This window comes from Mucilaginibacter pocheonensis (assembly GCF_031456535.1).
In the GTDB taxonomy this organism is placed as follows: Bacteria; Bacteroidota; Bacteroidia; order Sphingobacteriales; family Sphingobacteriaceae; genus Mucilaginibacter; species Mucilaginibacter pocheonensis.
In genome coordinates this window covers 1,111,540-1,127,730 of the sequence record NZ_JAVDUU010000002.1, presented here as the reverse complement: position 1 = coordinate 1,127,730, position 16,191 = coordinate 1,111,540, and the positions used below count along the sequence as shown (strand labels likewise).

Sequence of the window (16,191 nt, the reverse complement as noted above, 5' to 3'; positions counted from 1 at the left end):
CAATTATTATATGTGATGATGAAGGCTCTCCTGCAGGAACGGATGTTTTTTAGGAATAAGCGATTTAAATTTGCTTAAAGCATTTAATGTCAGGAATATAAACAACCCGGCAAAGCCTACAAAAACACCTAATTCAATCAAGCCAAACTCTGTGTACCATTCAGATTGCGGACCCACGGTACCCGGCATTATCATTATAAAATAGTCAAGCCAGTGACCAATAACCAATATGATACAGGTAACTTTTAATACTTTGGTAATACGTTTTGAATCGCGGGCCATAATGATGAGTAAAGGAGCCATGAAATTCAATACGATATTAAGCCAGAACCATGGTTTAAATTCAGGTTCCCATCTTTTTAAGAAGTAAACAGTTTCTTCTGGGATGTTGGCATAATAAATAAGCAGGAACTGTGCAAACCAAACATAGGTCCAGAATATGGAGAAACCAAATATCAACTGGCCCAGGTTATGCAGGTGATCCTGAGTGATCCATTGCATATAACCTTTGGTTCTTAACCAGATAAGCATCAGCGTAATTATTGATAAGCTGCTTACCCACATAGCCGCGAAGTTGTACCAGCCAAACATGGTTGAAAACCAATGTGCTTCTAATGACATGATCACATCAAAAGAAAATACCGGTTGTGTAAAACCAAAGATCACCAGGAATGCGGCTGAAATGGTAAAGCTCTTTTTGTAGTAAAATAAACCGCCCAACTCGTCTTCAGTTTCAGAATATTTTGCAAGTAACCAGCCAAAAATGGTATAGCTACCTAAAAATGCTACTATACGTATCAGGAAGAAAGGCATATTTAAAAAGCCTGATTTGCCTGCTAAAATAGGATCATAGTTTTCGCTGCCGGGTGTGGTAACGCCGCTTTGATGCCATATTTTATATAAATAAGGAGCAACAACCTGCTTGCCTTCAATTACAGTAGTATGTGTCATGTTTAAACCGGCCACTATAATAACCAGTAATAAAATAGCAGCTATAGGCAGTACCCGTGCAAATGCCTGCGGTACACGCAGCAAAGATGCCGACCAGCCCGCCTGGGCCACGTATTGCAAAGCGCAGAAAAATACACCAGCCGTACAAACACAGGCAAAGTAATAGCCCATCAATAACAGATTGGCAAATGTACGCTCACCGTGACCGGTTAAAAAACCACCGGCTATGGTTATTACGCCAATAACTATGGCGGCTAAGCTCAATGTTTTTGCCTGTCCGGAAAATTCAAATTGCTCTTCAAAACTATTATGAGTCTTCATTCAATTCTAATTCTTATAAAGTTTGTAAATGGTGAACATACATGATCACTTTCCAGCGTTCTTCGGGTGCAAGCTGCGAAGCGTACGATCCCATGGCATTTACACCGTAAGTAATGGTATGGTATATTTTACCGTCTGTTAAGTCTTTCATGGCGCCACCGCGTGATGACTGACCTTTTGAGTATGATGGCGGAGCCGGGTAACCATGCTGCACTACCAAACCATCGCCCTGGCCGGTAACACCGTGACAAGGGGAGCAAAAATGCTCAAACAAGATCTTTCCATCTTTATAGTTTGCCTGTGTTTGGGCAATTACGGTTTTAACCTCCACACTTGCCAGTTCATATCCTTCTTTTGTGTTTGGATAATCAAACTTTGTAAAACCTACCGGTATAGTTCCGGCTGGTGGTACCTGTGCTGTTTTGCCATCCTTAAAGTTCGGATTCTTTTGATCCGGATCATATGCGAGATGCTCATACATATTAGGCGCATACTCCCATCCGGTACTCCTTTTATCTTTGCACGATGTAACTACGATCGAAGCAGCGATAATGATAACTATTGTTCCTAATATTCTAAATTTATTCATAGCTAACATATTTTCTGTCGTTATGCTTAACTTCAACTGCCCCTGCTTCTTTTAATATACTGTCAATATCCTCGTGTGGTACATTTCCTTTAGCGTCAATAGCAATCACAAACTTATCGTTTGTGGCGCGCAGGTCCATTACCCTTGGTGCACGGCCCGGAAAAAGGTGCGTTGCAAAAAAGAAGGTAAATGCCATACCGAATGAAGCAAACAATACCGTCCATTCAAAGGTTACCGGAATAAAATCGGGAATGGCAAAATAGTTTTTACCGCCGATGTTCATTGGCCAGTCATGTACCAGGAAGTAATAAACCAAAGTGAATATGGTTGTACCTCCCATACAGCCAAACATAAAGGCTGCATAACCTAATCTTGAATCCTTTATGCCCAGTTTAGCGTCAATCCCGTGGATAGGCATTGGCGTATAAACATCATAAATAGGAATACTATTCTTTTGTAGTTTATCAATCCCGTGCATCATTTCATCGGGATCATCAAAAACGCCTAATATAAATTTAGTGCTACTCATCAGTTATTATGCTTTTTCGTATTCTGAATGGTCAATACTATCAAACTTGATCAAATTCTCTTTGTAGAACTCTACCTGAGCTTCCTCAAGGTGGCCTTCGGCTATTAATTTCTTCTTAGCCTGCTCGCTCGCGCTCTTCAGCAATAGTTTTACTTCGGCCATGGCCACAGAAGGCAACACCCTTATGAACAGCAGGAACATGGTAAAGAATATACCGATAGAGCCCACAAACACACCCACATCTATCCAGGTTGGATAAAACATAGCCCAGCTTGATGGGATAAAGTCACGGTGTAATGAGGTTACGATGATCACAAAACGCTCAAACCACATACCTATGTTTACGATGATAGATAATACCCATGAAATAGGAATGTTGGTTCTTACTTTTTTCGACCACATCATTTGGGTCATCAATACGTTACAGCCATACATCATACAGGCAGCCCACCAGTACGGACCAATAAACCTGTTAAGGAAGGTGTACTGCTCATATTCGCCGCCTGAGTAGTAAGCTATAAAGAACTCTGTAATATATGCCACACCAACTACTGAACCCGTTACCAGAATAATCTTATTCATGGATTCAATGTGGAACATGGTGATATAATTTTCAAGTCCTAATACTTTCCTGGTCACCAGCAACAGAGTTTGCACCATGGCAAAACCCGAGAAGATAGCTCCCGCAACGAAGTAAGGAGGGAAAATGGTAGTATGCCATCCTGGTTCAAGCGAGGTAGCAAAGTCCATAGATACAATGGTGTGTACCGAAAGTACCAGCGGAGTTGATACACCTGCCAATATTAATGATACGGTTTCAAAACGCTGCCAGGTTTTAACTGAACCGGTCCATCCAAAAGATAATACCGAATAAATACGGCGGCGAAGGCCAGTAGCACGGTCACGGATGGTAGCGATGTCAGGCAATAAACCTGTGTACCAGAATACCAATGAAACCGAGAAATAAGTTGATATCGCGAATACGTCCCAAATAAGCGGTGAGTTAAAGTTAACCCATAACGAACCATACTGGTTTGGCAGCGGAAGTGAATAAACCGCCATCCACGGACGGCCCATGTGGGCGCCGATATAGGTGGCCGCGCAAATTACCGCAAAGATGGTCATCGCCTCGGCCGAGCGGTTGATGGAGTTCCGCCAGTTCTGGCGGAACAGTAACAATACGGCCGATATAAGCGTACCGGCGTGACCGATACCTACCCACCACACGAAACCGGTGATATCCCAGGCCCATCCTACTGTTTTATTTAACCCCCATGACCCAATCCCGTACCAGAATGTGTAGCTGATAGAAAACACCCAAAGCATGGCGCCAAGTGATGCTACCGTAAAACCGATCCACCAGGCTTTCCCCGGCATATTTTCTACGGGCCGCAATATATCGTCAGTGATCTGACTGTAGGTAATGTTTTTACCCGTTATTAACGGTTCCCTTATTATTGATTCATTATGAGATGCCATATATTTTAATCTCTGTATATAAAAATTTAAGCCTCTAATTCAGATATGTTTCTAACTTTTACCTGGTAACCAATACCTGGCTGTACGTTTAACTCTTCAAGCACATAATAAGTCCTTTCGCTCTTCAATGCTTTTGAAACTTCCGAGTTAGGGTCATTCGCGTTACCGAAAACAATAGCGTTTGCTGAACATGTTTGCTGACAAGCAACTTTGATCTCGCCGTCTTTAAGCGGGCGTTTCTCCATTTTAGCTTTTAACTTACCAGCTTGTATACGCTGAACGCACATTGAACATTTTTCCATTACCCCACGGAAACGGGTAACCACATCAGGATTTAATACCAGTTGGGTATGCTCGTTATTCAGGTAATTGTCAAAACGTGAATCGTTCCAGTAGTTGAACCAGTTAAAGCGGCGTACTTTGTAAGGGCAGTTATTTGCACAATAACGGGTACCTACACAACGGTTGTATGCCATTTGGTTTAAACCTTCTGATGAGTGAACGGTTGCTAATACCGGGCAAACTGTTTCGCAAGGCGCGTGGTCACAGTGCTGGCAAAGCATCGGCTGATGTACCACGCTTACGCGGTCAAAAGCATCATCTTCCAGTTTGGCTATTTCGTGCTCTTCAGTAACTGATTCGCCTTTTTCGTCATAGCTGTAGTAACGGTCAATACGTATCCAGTGCATTTCGCGGCGGCGGCGTACTTCGTCTTTACCTACAACAGGGATATTGTTTTCTGCGTTACAGGCAACCACGCAGGCACCGCAACCGGTACAGGCGTTAAGGTCAATGGCCATAACCCAGTTGTAAACCGGACGGTCATGATCATCCCATAAGCTTTCTTTATTATAATCTTTATGCTCGCCATCATTGCCGCTGTGTGCAGCAGGGTTCTTTTTGTATTCAGAAAATTTAGCTTCGCGAATTACACTGCGGCCTTCATAAGAGTGGTGCGTTTGTGTTTGCGCAAGCGGCGATTTTACAGATGTTATATCAAATGATGCAACAGCGGTAGTTTGGAAAGTACCGTTGCGGAAGCTGTAGAAAGGGAACGCGTTTTTACCTACGTTATCGCCAACAGGTCCGGCCTGGGTACGGCCATAACCAACCGCAATTGATATGGTGCCTTGAGCCTGGCCCGGCTGCGCCAGTACGGGAACATCAATAGTGTAACCATTTGCGGTAACTTTAATTACGTCGCCTTCTTCCAGTTTTAATTTCTTGATATCGGCAACAGAAACAGCAGCGTAGTTATCCCAGGTAACTTTAGATACCGGATCAGGCAATTCCTGTAACCATGGGTTGTTGGCGCGTTTACCATCGCCAATGGCCTGCGACTGATAAACCTGCAACTCAAACTTACCTTCAGGAGCAACAAGCGAGTTGCTGTGATCTAAAATGGTTTGCGCTACAGCATTCAGGTCGCGGCTAAAAGTATAAGTACCCGGTGTGTTGGCAGCAGTTTTGATCATACCTGTTTGCAGCAGGGTTTCCCAGCCTTTTTGGCCAGATAAACCACCTTTAGCCAACAGGTTGTTGTTCCAGTTGTTGCGCACGTAGGTATAATAATCCTTAACCGCGTTGTCAGACCATATTAATAAGCTGTGCTCGGCCTGGCGGGTATTATAAACAGGATTAATAGTTGGCTGTATAACTGTGTAGTAACCTTCTGCAGCGTTAGCATCACCCCATGATTCCAGGTAATGATGATTAGGAGCTATCACATTTGAAAGTGAAGCTGTTTCATCAGCATGATCTGCAAATGATATTCTTAAACGCACTTTGTTCAGCGCGTCTTTAAATTCTTTTCCTTTAAAATAGTCGTAAGCGGGGTTTGCATTCAGGAACAATACTGCTCCAACGTCGCCGCGGTTCAGTTCATTCACAAACTCAACAAACTCAGCATCGTTACCGGCGTATTGTTTTGATGGGTTGTCCAGGTCAATAGTAGTGCCGTAGCTGCCCAGCAGGGAGTTAATAGCATTCACCAAAACCTGTGTTGCCACGTCATTTGAACCTGCAACTACCAAAGCTTTTCCTTTGGCGGCAACCAGTTCTTTAGCAGCAATGGTTATTGCGTTGTCAATTGCTTTGCTTGCTAATTTTTTTGAACCCGGTAAAGTGGTTCCTGAAATAGCGTTATATAAATTGATAAGCGCAACACCTTCTTCTGATGGTTTAATGGCGTAACGGTTATCGGCATTGGTACCGGTAAGGCTCATTCCGCTTTCAAACTGGATGTGACGTGACATCTTTTTGCTTTCAAGCGATTTGTTATTACGGTTTGATACGTACTGACGGGTAAACTCTTCGCCTGATATCCATGTTCCCAGGAAATCAGCACCAAAGCTTACAATTACATCGGCCTTGTCAAAATTATAGTGCGGCAACACGGCTTTACCAAAGCTGTTTTGGTTTGCCTGTATAATACCGGTATATGATACCGCATCATAGTTAATGTGTTTAGCAGTTGGGTATTGCGCAATAAAATCGGCAATTACCGCTAATGTTGACGGGCTGTATACAGTTGAAGTTACCAGGCGGATGCTTTTGCCTGCTGCCTTAATAGCTGCAAGTTCTTTCATCACAAAAGCATCAATCTCTTTCCATCCGGCATCAGCGCCGTTTAGTTTAGGATCTTTTAAACGGTTAACATCATACAGGTCAAGCACCGATGCCTGGGCCTGCGCACTTAAACCGCCTTTTGCAAAGGCATCATTAGGGTTACCTTCAACTTTAATAGGGCGGCCTTCACGTGTTTTAACCAAAATAGCCTGCCCTTCATAACTTGAAGAATAGTAGTTGGCCACCCCAGGGGTAACCTCTTCAGGTTTTATAAGGTAAGGGATTGATTTATGTACGGGCACACGCTGACAAGCAGCCAGTGTAACCGCGCCAACACCAAACCCAAGCGCCTTTAAAAAGTCGCGGCGGGGAGTTTTAGCTGATAAACCATCACCACTAAGCACCTCCTCAATTGGAATCGGCTCGGCAAATTCGTTTTTATTTTTCTCAACAAATTCTGGTGTTCTGTTTAGTTCTTCTAAACCTTTCCAGTATTTTTTATTGCTGTCCATTTAAGCTATATAAACTGTAATGCTAAAATTCTTATTTATTAATAGTGACATTTACCGCACTCGATACCACCTAATACTGCGGCAGTAACTTTCTCGCCCTTCTTGATCTTATCGTGAGCAGCAAGTATGCTATCATAGTAAGCGTTTCCTTTACTGTTAACCTCGGTACGTTTGTGGCACTGTATACACCATTTCATGGTAAGCGGCGAATATTGCCTAACCTCTTTCATAGTTTCAATAGGGCCATGGCAGGTTTGGCATTTGATGCCGCCAACTTTTACGTGCTGCGAGTGGTTAAAGTAAGCCAGATCGGGCAGGTTATGAACGCGTATCCACTGGATAGGCTTAGCCTGGGTACTGTCGTACTTCTGTGTTTTTGGATCATATCCTAAAGCATCATATATTTTGTGAATCTCGGCCGACTCAGTTTTAACAACCTTGTGGCAGTTCATACAAACGTTTAATGATGGTATAGAAGCATTTTTTGATTTGTAAGCGCCGGTGTGGCAATACTGGCAATCAATTTTCATGGTACCGGCGTGCAGCTCGTGCGAATATTTAATAGGCTGTACCGGCTGGTAACCTGTGTGCACGTTAGTGTTCCACAAAGTAACCCATCCCCAGCTGCCCATAGCAAGCGTGCCGCATAGTATGATAAAGAATACCAGTTTTTTATTTTTCAGGATCCTTTTGATCAGATCTTTTTTCTTAGCCTCAGCTACTTGTTCGGCAGTTGGTTCAGCTTCCTCATCAATTACAACACCTTTGCCTTTTAACAGCAGGCGCTCCAATGTAGCTACAACCCTGTTTAATACCAGTATTACAATAAATGCAATAACAATAACAGCTACCAGCCCCCATATAACCATTGAGCTTGGCCCGGTTTCGGCAGGCGCTGCGTTAGCTCCGGCAGCACCGCCACCTTTTGCTTTTTCGTCCTGCATGGTTTTCCACTCGGTACGTGCATAAGCTATCACATTAGCCGCATCAGCGTCAGATAACTCTGTAAACACCGTCATGTTTGACTGGTTGAATTCATTGTAGATCTTTAACGCTTTTGGATTTTTGGCAGCGATCAGGGCCTGATTGTTCTGGATCCATTTGATCAGGTACTGATCATCAGTTTCAGAAGTTATCTGCGGTCCTAAAGCCGGACCAACCACTTGCTGATCAATTTTATGACAGGCTGTACATTTGGATTTAAAGATGGCTTCGCCTTTAGCCGCGTCGGCCTGGGCATAAGCATTTGAAAAACCCCAAAAAGCAAGCCCGGCAATAATTAGAACCGACCTTGAGAATTGTTTAAAAATCAATGAGAAATTTCTCATAAAGTGTATTTATGCTAAATAGTTTTGATATTAATGTTTGAAACTGCAGTAAGATGTATGTTCTACCTGATTATTTCAGGCACAAAAGTAAAATTTATTACAGTATCGCTGACACATAAATGACAGTAACGTATAATTTATAATCGTTCTAAATAATGACAAAAAGCCCTTTAAACGACATAGAGAGGCATTTTGGCCGATAAACATTTTTTTTAATGATTTAGTTGCATTACCGGCATATTGAAAATTTGAATTATTGTTTTAGCGATTAGGGTAATAAAATAAAAAATAATATCGTTTAACCGGGTGATGAAACTCAGCATTTCCCCCCGTTTGTCATCAAATGCCATCCTCTTTTTACCATCCTTCTGTTGATATACCCGCTTCAAAAAAACACGGTATATCTCCAGAGCTCAACAAATAAGTTATTGTTTCAATATCCAGGCAAATATCAATGGTGCAACAATTGTTGCGTCGCTTTCAACAATAAATTTAGGCGTATGTATATCAAGCTTTCCCCAGGTTATTTTTTCATTGGGCACAGCGCCTGAGTACGAACCATATGACGTGGTTGAATCAGATATCTGGCAAAAGTAGCTCCAGAACGGCACATCGTGCATTTCCATATCCTGGTAAAGCATAGGCACTACACATATCGGGAAATCGCCGGCTATACCGCCGCCTATCTGGAAAAACCCTATCCCTTTGCCTGATGAATTTTTGGTATACCAGTCGGCCAGCCATGCCATATACTCAATACCGCTTTTCATGGTTGATGCCTTGAGCTCGCCTTTAATTATATAAGATGCAAATATGTTGCCCATGGTGCTGTCTTCCCAGCCTGGTACTACGATTGGCAGATTTTTTTCGGCAGCGGCCAGCATCCATGAATTTTTAGGGTCAATTTCATAGTATTGCTCCAACTCGCCGCTCAGTAATATTTTATACATGTACTCATGCGGAAAATAGCGCTCGCCGCTATCGTCGGCATCTTTCCATATTTTGTGGATATGTTTTTGCAAACGGCGGAAAGCCTCTTCTTCGGGGATACAGGTGTCAGTAACCCGGTTATAGTGGTTTTCGAGTAAATCCCATTCTTCCTGCGGACTCAGATCGCGGTAGTTAGGAACCCGTTTATAGTGCGAGTGCGCTACCAGGTTCATAATATCCTCTTCAAGGTTGGCTCCTGTGCATGATATAATAGCTATTTTATCCTGACGAATCATTTCGGCAAGTGAAATACCCAATTCAGCCGTACTCATGGCGCCGGCGAGGGTAACCATCATTTTGCCGCCCTCGTCAAGGTGGGTTTCATATCCTTTGGCCGCATCCATTAATGCCGCTGAATTAAAATGCAGGTAGTTTTTTTCAATAAACTGCGAAATAGGTCCTCTTGTGATGCTCATAGTGTATCAATAAAATTCGGCACAAAAGTAGGCAATTTTATGATGTACAGACACGCAAATTTCAGATATGCCCGGATCGATGTGCCGCGTTAGACTCACCCCGGCACCGCTTCGCTGGCCGACCCTCTCTTCAGCTTCGCTGCAAAGAGGGAATCTTTGCACGCGTTATTGTGAGGAATCCGCCCTTTAATCTCCGCTCAAGTCTACCCTGCAGGGTAGATAGTTGTTTTTAGTTCCCAACCCCAGTAGGAGGAACTGCCTGGCATGATGTAAGTTTTCAAGTGCCTCCCCATCCTCTTTGCGGCGAAGCCGGAGAGAGGGTCGGCCAGCGAAGCGGTGCCGGGGTGAGTCTATTCGCCGCTAACCTATCTGCGCATCTATCATCTGCACAAGTCTAAAGCATGCCTGTGGTCGGTGTCTTCACCGCACCGCTATCTTAGCTATTCAAGCGACAATCATCTTGTACTTTATGCTGCAGCAAACAGGAAAATTTTGAATGGCACAATGATAACACCGATCTTCGCTGGCCGGATGAGTTTACTCACCCGGCACCGCTATCTGCGCATCTATCATCTGCACATTTGAAAATCTGCCTATATTAGCGGCCACATAATCTATGAAAAAAATCACCCTCACCCTGCTCCTGTTTATTGGTGCGCAGGGCGCTTTTTCGCAAACCCATCTGCTGCCCAAATTTATCCGTAAAATGTATTTTGATAAGGATACCACCAAAAAAAGCAGCTTTGTTATTTTACCTGTACTAAGCTCGGCACCCGAAACAGGCCTTGAAGTTGGCGGCGCTGGTTTATATTCTTTCTATACCGATACCGCAAACCGCAATACCCGCGTATCCAATATTTTTGGTTATGCAACCATTACCACCAACGGGCAAAACCGCCTGAGCCTGAGCACCAGCTACTGGACACCTCAAAACAAATATCATTTTACCGCGGGTATCAGCTATATTAATTTCCCCTTTGATTTTTATGGGATTGGCAATAATACCTTTAAAGCCAATAAAGACCGCATAGGCCAGAAACGATTGAAAGTAAACCTAGCGGCCGAAAAAAAGGTGGCCGACAATTTTTACATCGGCCTTGTAGCGGGGGGCTATCATTATGATTTTACCGACGGACAGCCTAACAGCGTTTTTTATACTGACCCGAGGGTACAATTTCGCAGGGGTGGCACCAACATATACATAGGCCCAAGCCTTATATTTGACAGCCGCAACAACAATACTTATACCACCAGCGGCGCGTTGATCACCAGCTCTTTTGAAATAACCAAAGGCTTATTTGGCCTCAATTACAATGGAGGTCTTTTTAATATAGAGTATACACAATTCTTTTTGCTAAGCAAAAAACTGGTACTGGGTATTGATATACAGGATCAAACCCTCACCGGGAGCCAGTCGCCGTTTTTCATGATGCCTACCCTGGGTAATGACGAAATTATGCGGGGGTATTATAATGGCCGTTATCGCGACCGTAACCTTACGGTTGGCCAAACCGAACTGCGTTACCGTTTGAGCGACCGTATAGGCATAGTTGGTTTTGTAGGAACAGGCGAGGTGTTTAACAAAAGTTTTAGCTTTTCTGAGTTAAAACCAAATTATGGCGGCGGTCTGCGTTACTTCTTCGACATAGAAAAAGGGCTCAGCATCCGCGCCGACTATGGCATAGGTCAGAAGGTTGCAGGCGAAGCCCGTCAAAGTGGTTTTTATGTGGGATTGGGGCAGGCGTTTTAACGCCTTGTTCGCTCTGCGAAATACTTTTTACGTCTGCATGCAGTCAGTTTAAGCAAAATGCTGATCTAAAATGTTAAAAAAGCGACGAACGTAAAATAAAAGGCATCTTTTTTATTGGTTTTGATCAGAAACCTCGTCAGTACCTGATCAAAAAATCTTCCTTGACCCTGCCTGCTTTAAAGAACACCAGGCCTATCCAAAACAGATCAACCGTTACGGTAACCTGAGGGTGCGCCTTGATCTGGGCCCAGGCTTCCTTCATGCCTTCGCTCCAGTAAATATCGTCAAATATAAGCACGGTATCTTCGTGCACTTTTGGCAGGCACCATTCAAAATACTTCAATGTGGCATCTTTCTGGTGGTTCCCGTCAACAAAAACAAAGTCGAGCCGGTCAACATTGCTGATTACACCAGGCAGCGTATCATCAAAATTGCCTGTTATGAGTTCAACCCCGTTCAGGCCGGCCTGTTTAAATGTTTCTTTAGCTACCCCGGCTGTTTGGGGGCAGCCTTCCATGGTATACACCCTGGCATCAGGGGCGGCCTTTTGCAAATAAAGAGTGGTGATACCCAGGCAGGTACCAAGTTCAATGATATTATTGGGTTTAAAATGGGCGGCCAACCGGTAAAGCAGTTGGGCCAGTTTGGGCTGCTTTAAAGCATTAGCAGCAATATCACCAACGCGCTTTTGCCGGTTATTGTTCAGGTGCGATCCGGCACCCAGGTCGGTTATGGTGATCACGCGATTGTCAATAAGTAACTTTTTGCGGATCTCTTCTATATCCTGATATACTTTTTTGGCAGAATAATCGTAAATTACAGTATCAACCAGCTTGTAAACAAACGGGGAGTGTAAGCCATGTCTGTTTTTCGCCTTAAGGCGGTGCAACAGGTAATCCTTAACAAACCTAAAATTTAACATCGCTGTAAAAATAAATAAAGGTTTAGTATTTTAGCGTTACGGCGTATGATTAATCCCTCTGAAGTAAATTCCCTGATCCGCTTACTTGATGACCCTGATAGTGAGATATATGAACATGTGCACGATAAACTGCTGTCATACGGCGTTGAGGCCGTTTCCTTTTTAGAGACCGCGTTTGAACAGGCTTTTGACGCGGTGCAGCAAGAGCGTATAGCCAACCTTGTTCATGAAATTCAGTTTGGCACCCTTAAAAACGACCTTAAACTCTGGCATCAGAGCGGCGCTTTTGACCTGCTGCAGGGCATACTGATCATTAATCGTTACCAATACCCTGATCTTGACGAACAAAAGATAATTAACCAGGTGGAGGCCATTAAACGCGACATTTGGATACAAATGATGCATGAGGCGAGTCCTAAAGAACAGATAAAGCTCATTAACCATGTGTTTTATAACATCTATGGCTTTAGCGGTAATACCTCCAATCATCTCGACCCGCAAAACAGCTATCTGAGCCAGGTGCTGGAAACCAAAAAAGGCAACCAGATATCATTAGCTATAATTTACTCTATAATTGCCCAGAAACTGGATATACCGGTATACGGTGTAAACCTTCCGCAGCATTTCATTTTAGCTTATCTTGATGAAAGTCAGCAAAGCGAGTTTGAGAGTGGTATACTGTTTTATATCAACGCTTTTAATAAAGGTTTCATATTTGGCCGCCGCGATGTAGATATGTTTTTAAAACAGCTTAACCTTAAGTTCGACAAGCAGTTTTATGAACCCTGCTCCAATACTGACATTATCAAACGGGTGATCCGCAACCTGATCAGCGCTTATGAAAATTTAGGCGCATCAGACAAGGTTGATGAAATGAATGAGTTACTTGGGATATTGGAGTAAAGTTCCCTGGCGAAACGAAATCAGTCAAACTTAGTTTTAAAAACTAAGTTTGATCGTGCTCATCATTTCCCTTTCAAAAACCCGTTCTCATCCAGCCAGGCCGTTGCCCAGTCAAACCATTTGCCTTTGTTTTTGGAATTGTTTAAGCCAAAGCCATGACCGCCTTCCTGAAACAGGTGCATTTCGGCCTTCACATTGTTTTTCAGCAAGGCATCATAAAACAACAGGCTGTTTTGTACGGGTACTGTTTTATCATCCTGTGCGTGAATCAAAAAGGTTGGCGGCGTATTCGCGGTGATCTGTTTTTCGTTGGAGTACAAATCAATCTGCGCTGCCGATGGCGTTTTACCGATCAGGTTTTCTCTCGACCCCACGTGGGCCTGTTCACCAAAAGTAATTACCGGGTAAATCAGCATCATAAAGTCAGGGCGTACGCTAACGCCTTTATTTTCAATTACTGGCTTATCAAAATGCGTACCGGCTGTTGACACCAGGTGTCCCCCTGCCGAAAAACCGATTATACCTATTTTATTAGGATCTATACCCCACTCGGCGGCATGTTCGCGTACAATTAATATAGCGCTTTGGGCATCCTGCAGTGGGCCTATGGATTTATCCTTCATGATATCATCACTTGGCAGGCGATATTTTAACAAAAAAGCGGTAACACCTATCTTGTTAAACTCCTGTGCAACGGCAACTCCTTCGTGTGCCGAGGCCAGACCCGAATAACCACCACCTGGACAAACAACAACTGCAGTGCCGTTTGCTGTGCCTTTAGCTGGCAAATAGGGCGTAAGCGTAGGCTGGCTTACCTGTGTTATCCAGAAATTCTTATCTGTTTTCTCGATATAAGCAGCGGGTGTAGGTTTTGAATTGGGCACACCTTTTGGGTACAAAGGAATAGGTTTTTCCTGGCTATAAGCCATAGTTGTAGCAATTGTTAAAATTAAGGCTGATAAAATTGATTTCATAATTGATGCTTATATAAAGGCACTGGCAAAATACACTTTTTGATCGAAACAAAAAACGGCGATACATGATGTAGCGCCGTTTTTACAATATTTAACGGTATAACCAACTGGTTTATATGCTGTTTACCCACCGTGCAAAAACCAGATTACCAGTCTTAATAATATAATGAAAGGAGCCGGGTTAACTCTTCGGTCCGCCAAATTCCATCAGGTATGCTTTCAGGAACTCGTTAAGCTCACCGTCAAGCACAGCTGCCGCATTTGATGTTTCATGATCAGTACGGAGGTCTTTAACCAGCTTATACGGATGCAGTACATAATTGCGGATCTGCGATCCCCACTCTATTTTCTTTTTGTTGCCTTCAATTGTATTAGTGATCTCCATACGTTTGCGCATCTCGATTTCGTACAACTGCGATTTTAGCAAGCGGATAGCATTATCTTTATTTTGTAATTGTGAACGCGACTCCTGGTTCTTGATGATAATACCCGACGGTTTGTGGTATAAACGCACAGCGGTTTCCACTTTGTTCACATTTTGCCCGCCGGCACCTCCCGAGCGGAAAGTTTCAAACTCAATATCGGCAGGGTTAATATCAATCTCAATCGTATCGTCAACCAGCGGATAAACATATACTGATGCAAATGAGGTATGGCGCTTTGCATTGGCATCAAAAGGAGATACCCGTACCAGCCGGTGAACACCATTCTCGCCTTTTAAATAACCGTAGGCAAAATCACCTTCCAGTTGCAGGGTCACCGTTTTTACGCCGGCAACATCTCCGGGTTGGTAATCCTGTTCGGTAACTTTGTAACCGTTCTTTTCGCCCCACATAATGTACATACGCATCAGCATTCCAGCCCAATCACAGCTTTCTGTACCGCCTGCGCCGGCAGTTATTTGAAGTACAGCATTAAACTGATCCTCTTCGGCCGAGAGCATATTTTTAAACTCCAGTTCCTCAACTACTTTTATAGCGGTATCATATTGTTCCTGCATTTCGGCCTCGGTGGCGTCACCAGCCTGGTAAAATTCAAAAAGCACCCCGGTATCATCAATTATCGATACTACTTTTTGAAATTCGTCCGTCCATACTTTTTTTGATTTGATGGATGCCAGCACTTTTTCGGCTTCTTTGGGATGATCCCAAAAATGCGGGCCAACAGTTATTTCCTGCTCGGTTTGCAGTTGCTCAAGCTTCTTGTCGATGTCAAAGATGCCTCCTCAGGGAAGCTGTTCTATCCCTTAAATCCTGAATCTGTTCTTTAGTCATGCGGCAAATATATACAATTTGATAATCGGCTATAAATAAAAAAGGGCTGCAAATTGATAAATCAATTTGCAGCCCTTTCCATAAGGCAGATTTTTATATTAAGTTAAGCGACCATTAGATTATTGAGCAACAAACTCAGGTCGGCACGGTTACCATTTAGTTTGGTAAGCATGTTGGTTAATCCAAACTCTTTGATCTGTTCGCTTTTTGACGCTTTTACCAATTCCTGCATAACTGTAGGTATCAGCAATTTAGCCGTTTCCAATGAATGAACAGGATCAATGTGATAAAAAGTATTTAGGCGGTTAGCAAACCTGTTAACTATGCTTGATACTAATGAATTGTTGTAAATACCCGACGATTGAAAATACTTTACCAATTCTTTCAATTTACCATTTTCCATATGGCCTTTTAAAACCTCGATAATTGAACTTGAGGCTTCAATCATTACTGCATTATGATGTTTTGCAGGAATTAAAGGGTTGTTAATAACAGCCGTCCCGGCGTTATTTTTTACAAGCAAAAAAAGTTTTTCAAACATAACCTCTATATTTTTTACTTAAATTTACAAAATGATGATAAATCAAGTATTTGATTACCAACAAGACAAATATATCAAATAATTATTTGAAATATCAAAATAACTGTCATTTTTTTTTAAGATTATCGCAATTTTCAAGTGTAA

The 16,191-nt window shown here is 43.0% G+C and carries 13 protein-coding genes; 2 read left to right on the top strand and 11 right to left on the bottom strand.

Going from position 1 to position 16,191, the window contains the following annotated elements; all coding sequences use genetic code 11:
• Positions 1-6: 6 nt before the first annotated feature.
• From J2W55_RS11860 to J2W55_RS11830, 7 genes are all read right to left on the bottom strand, one after another.
• Positions 7-1,272, bottom strand: coding sequence for a quinol:cytochrome C oxidoreductase (locus tag J2W55_RS11860; RefSeq protein ID WP_310095913.1), 1,266 nt, complete (start codon positions 1,270-1,272; stop codon positions 7-9).
• Positions 1,273-1,285: 13 nt separating this feature from the next.
• Positions 1,286-1,870, bottom strand: coding sequence for a c-type cytochrome (locus tag J2W55_RS11855; protein ID WP_310095910.1), 585 nt, complete (start codon positions 1,868-1,870; stop codon positions 1,286-1,288).
• Positions 1,854-2,390 (bottom strand): DUF3341 domain-containing protein, encoded by a 537-nt coding sequence (locus J2W55_RS11850; RefSeq protein WP_310095908.1) that lies wholly within the window; start codon positions 2,388-2,390, stop codon positions 1,854-1,856. The genes J2W55_RS11855 and J2W55_RS11850 overlap by 17 nt, the downstream gene beginning before the upstream one ends.
• Before the next feature lie 6 nt (positions 2,391-2,396).
• Entirely contained in the window at positions 2,397-3,869 is a 1,473-nt protein-coding gene (nrfD, locus tag J2W55_RS11845) for an NrfD/PsrC family molybdoenzyme membrane anchor subunit (RefSeq protein ID WP_310095906.1), read from the bottom strand.
• A gap of 26 nt (positions 3,870-3,895) precedes the next feature.
• Complete coding sequence (locus J2W55_RS11840) at positions 3,896-6,949, bottom strand: TAT-variant-translocated molybdopterin oxidoreductase (RefSeq protein ID WP_310095904.1); 3,054 nt, start codon at positions 6,947-6,949, stop codon at positions 3,896-3,898.
• A gap of 38 nt (positions 6,950-6,987) precedes the next feature.
• Positions 6,988-8,277 carry a c-type cytochrome gene (locus J2W55_RS11835; protein ID WP_310095902.1) on the bottom strand — a complete coding sequence of 430 codons (1,290 nt, stop codon included), beginning with the start codon at positions 8,275-8,277 and terminating at the stop codon, positions 6,988-6,990.
• Between the two features lie 425 nt (positions 8,278-8,702).
• On the bottom strand, positions 8,703-9,683 hold the full coding sequence (locus J2W55_RS11830; protein ID WP_310095900.1) for a deoxyhypusine synthase family protein: 981 nt from the start codon (positions 9,681-9,683) through the stop codon (positions 8,703-8,705).
• A 616-nt stretch (positions 9,684-10,299) separates the two neighbouring features.
• Between J2W55_RS11830 and J2W55_RS11825 the strand changes: the two genes are divergently transcribed.
• On the top strand, positions 10,300-11,433 hold the full coding sequence (locus J2W55_RS11825) for a BamA/TamA family outer membrane protein (protein ID WP_310095898.1): 1,134 nt from the start codon (positions 10,300-10,302) through the stop codon (positions 11,431-11,433).
• Positions 11,434-11,569: 136 nt separating this feature from the next.
• On the opposite strand, the gene J2W55_RS11820 is transcribed toward J2W55_RS11825, so the two are convergent.
• Positions 11,570-12,355: an O-methyltransferase gene (locus J2W55_RS11820; protein ID WP_310095897.1), complete on the bottom strand. Its 786-nt coding sequence runs from the start codon at positions 12,353-12,355 to the stop codon at positions 11,570-11,572.
• A gap of 45 nt (positions 12,356-12,400) precedes the next feature.
• Between J2W55_RS11820 and J2W55_RS11815 the strand changes: the two genes are divergently transcribed.
• The gene (locus J2W55_RS11815) at positions 12,401-13,258 is read left to right on the top strand and encodes a transglutaminase-like domain-containing protein (RefSeq protein WP_310095895.1); all 858 of its coding nucleotides are present in this window, start codon (positions 12,401-12,403) and stop codon (positions 13,256-13,258) included.
• Between the two features lie 62 nt (positions 13,259-13,320).
• Here the strand turns inward: J2W55_RS11815 and J2W55_RS11810 are convergent, their stop codons facing one another.
• The 3 genes from J2W55_RS11810 to J2W55_RS11800 all read right to left on the bottom strand — a co-directional run bounded on the left by J2W55_RS11810 (position 13,321) and on the right by J2W55_RS11800 (position 16,047).
• Positions 13,321-14,232: an alpha/beta hydrolase gene (locus J2W55_RS11810; protein ID WP_310095893.1), complete on the bottom strand. Its 912-nt coding sequence runs from the start codon at positions 14,230-14,232 to the stop codon at positions 13,321-13,323.
• 181 nt (positions 14,233-14,413) lie between these two features.
• A protein-coding gene (prfB, locus tag J2W55_RS11805) for a peptide chain release factor 2 (protein ID WP_310095891.1) occupies positions 14,414-15,506 on the bottom strand; the annotation gives its coding sequence in 2 pieces (ribosomal slippage) (positions 14,414-15,445 and positions 15,447-15,506; 1,092 coding nt in all).
• A 103-nt stretch (positions 15,507-15,609) separates the two neighbouring features.
• Complete coding sequence (locus tag J2W55_RS11800; RefSeq protein ID WP_310095888.1) at positions 15,610-16,047, bottom strand: hypothetical protein; 438 nt, start codon at positions 16,045-16,047, stop codon at positions 15,610-15,612.
• Positions 16,048-16,191 lie beyond the last annotated feature (144 nt).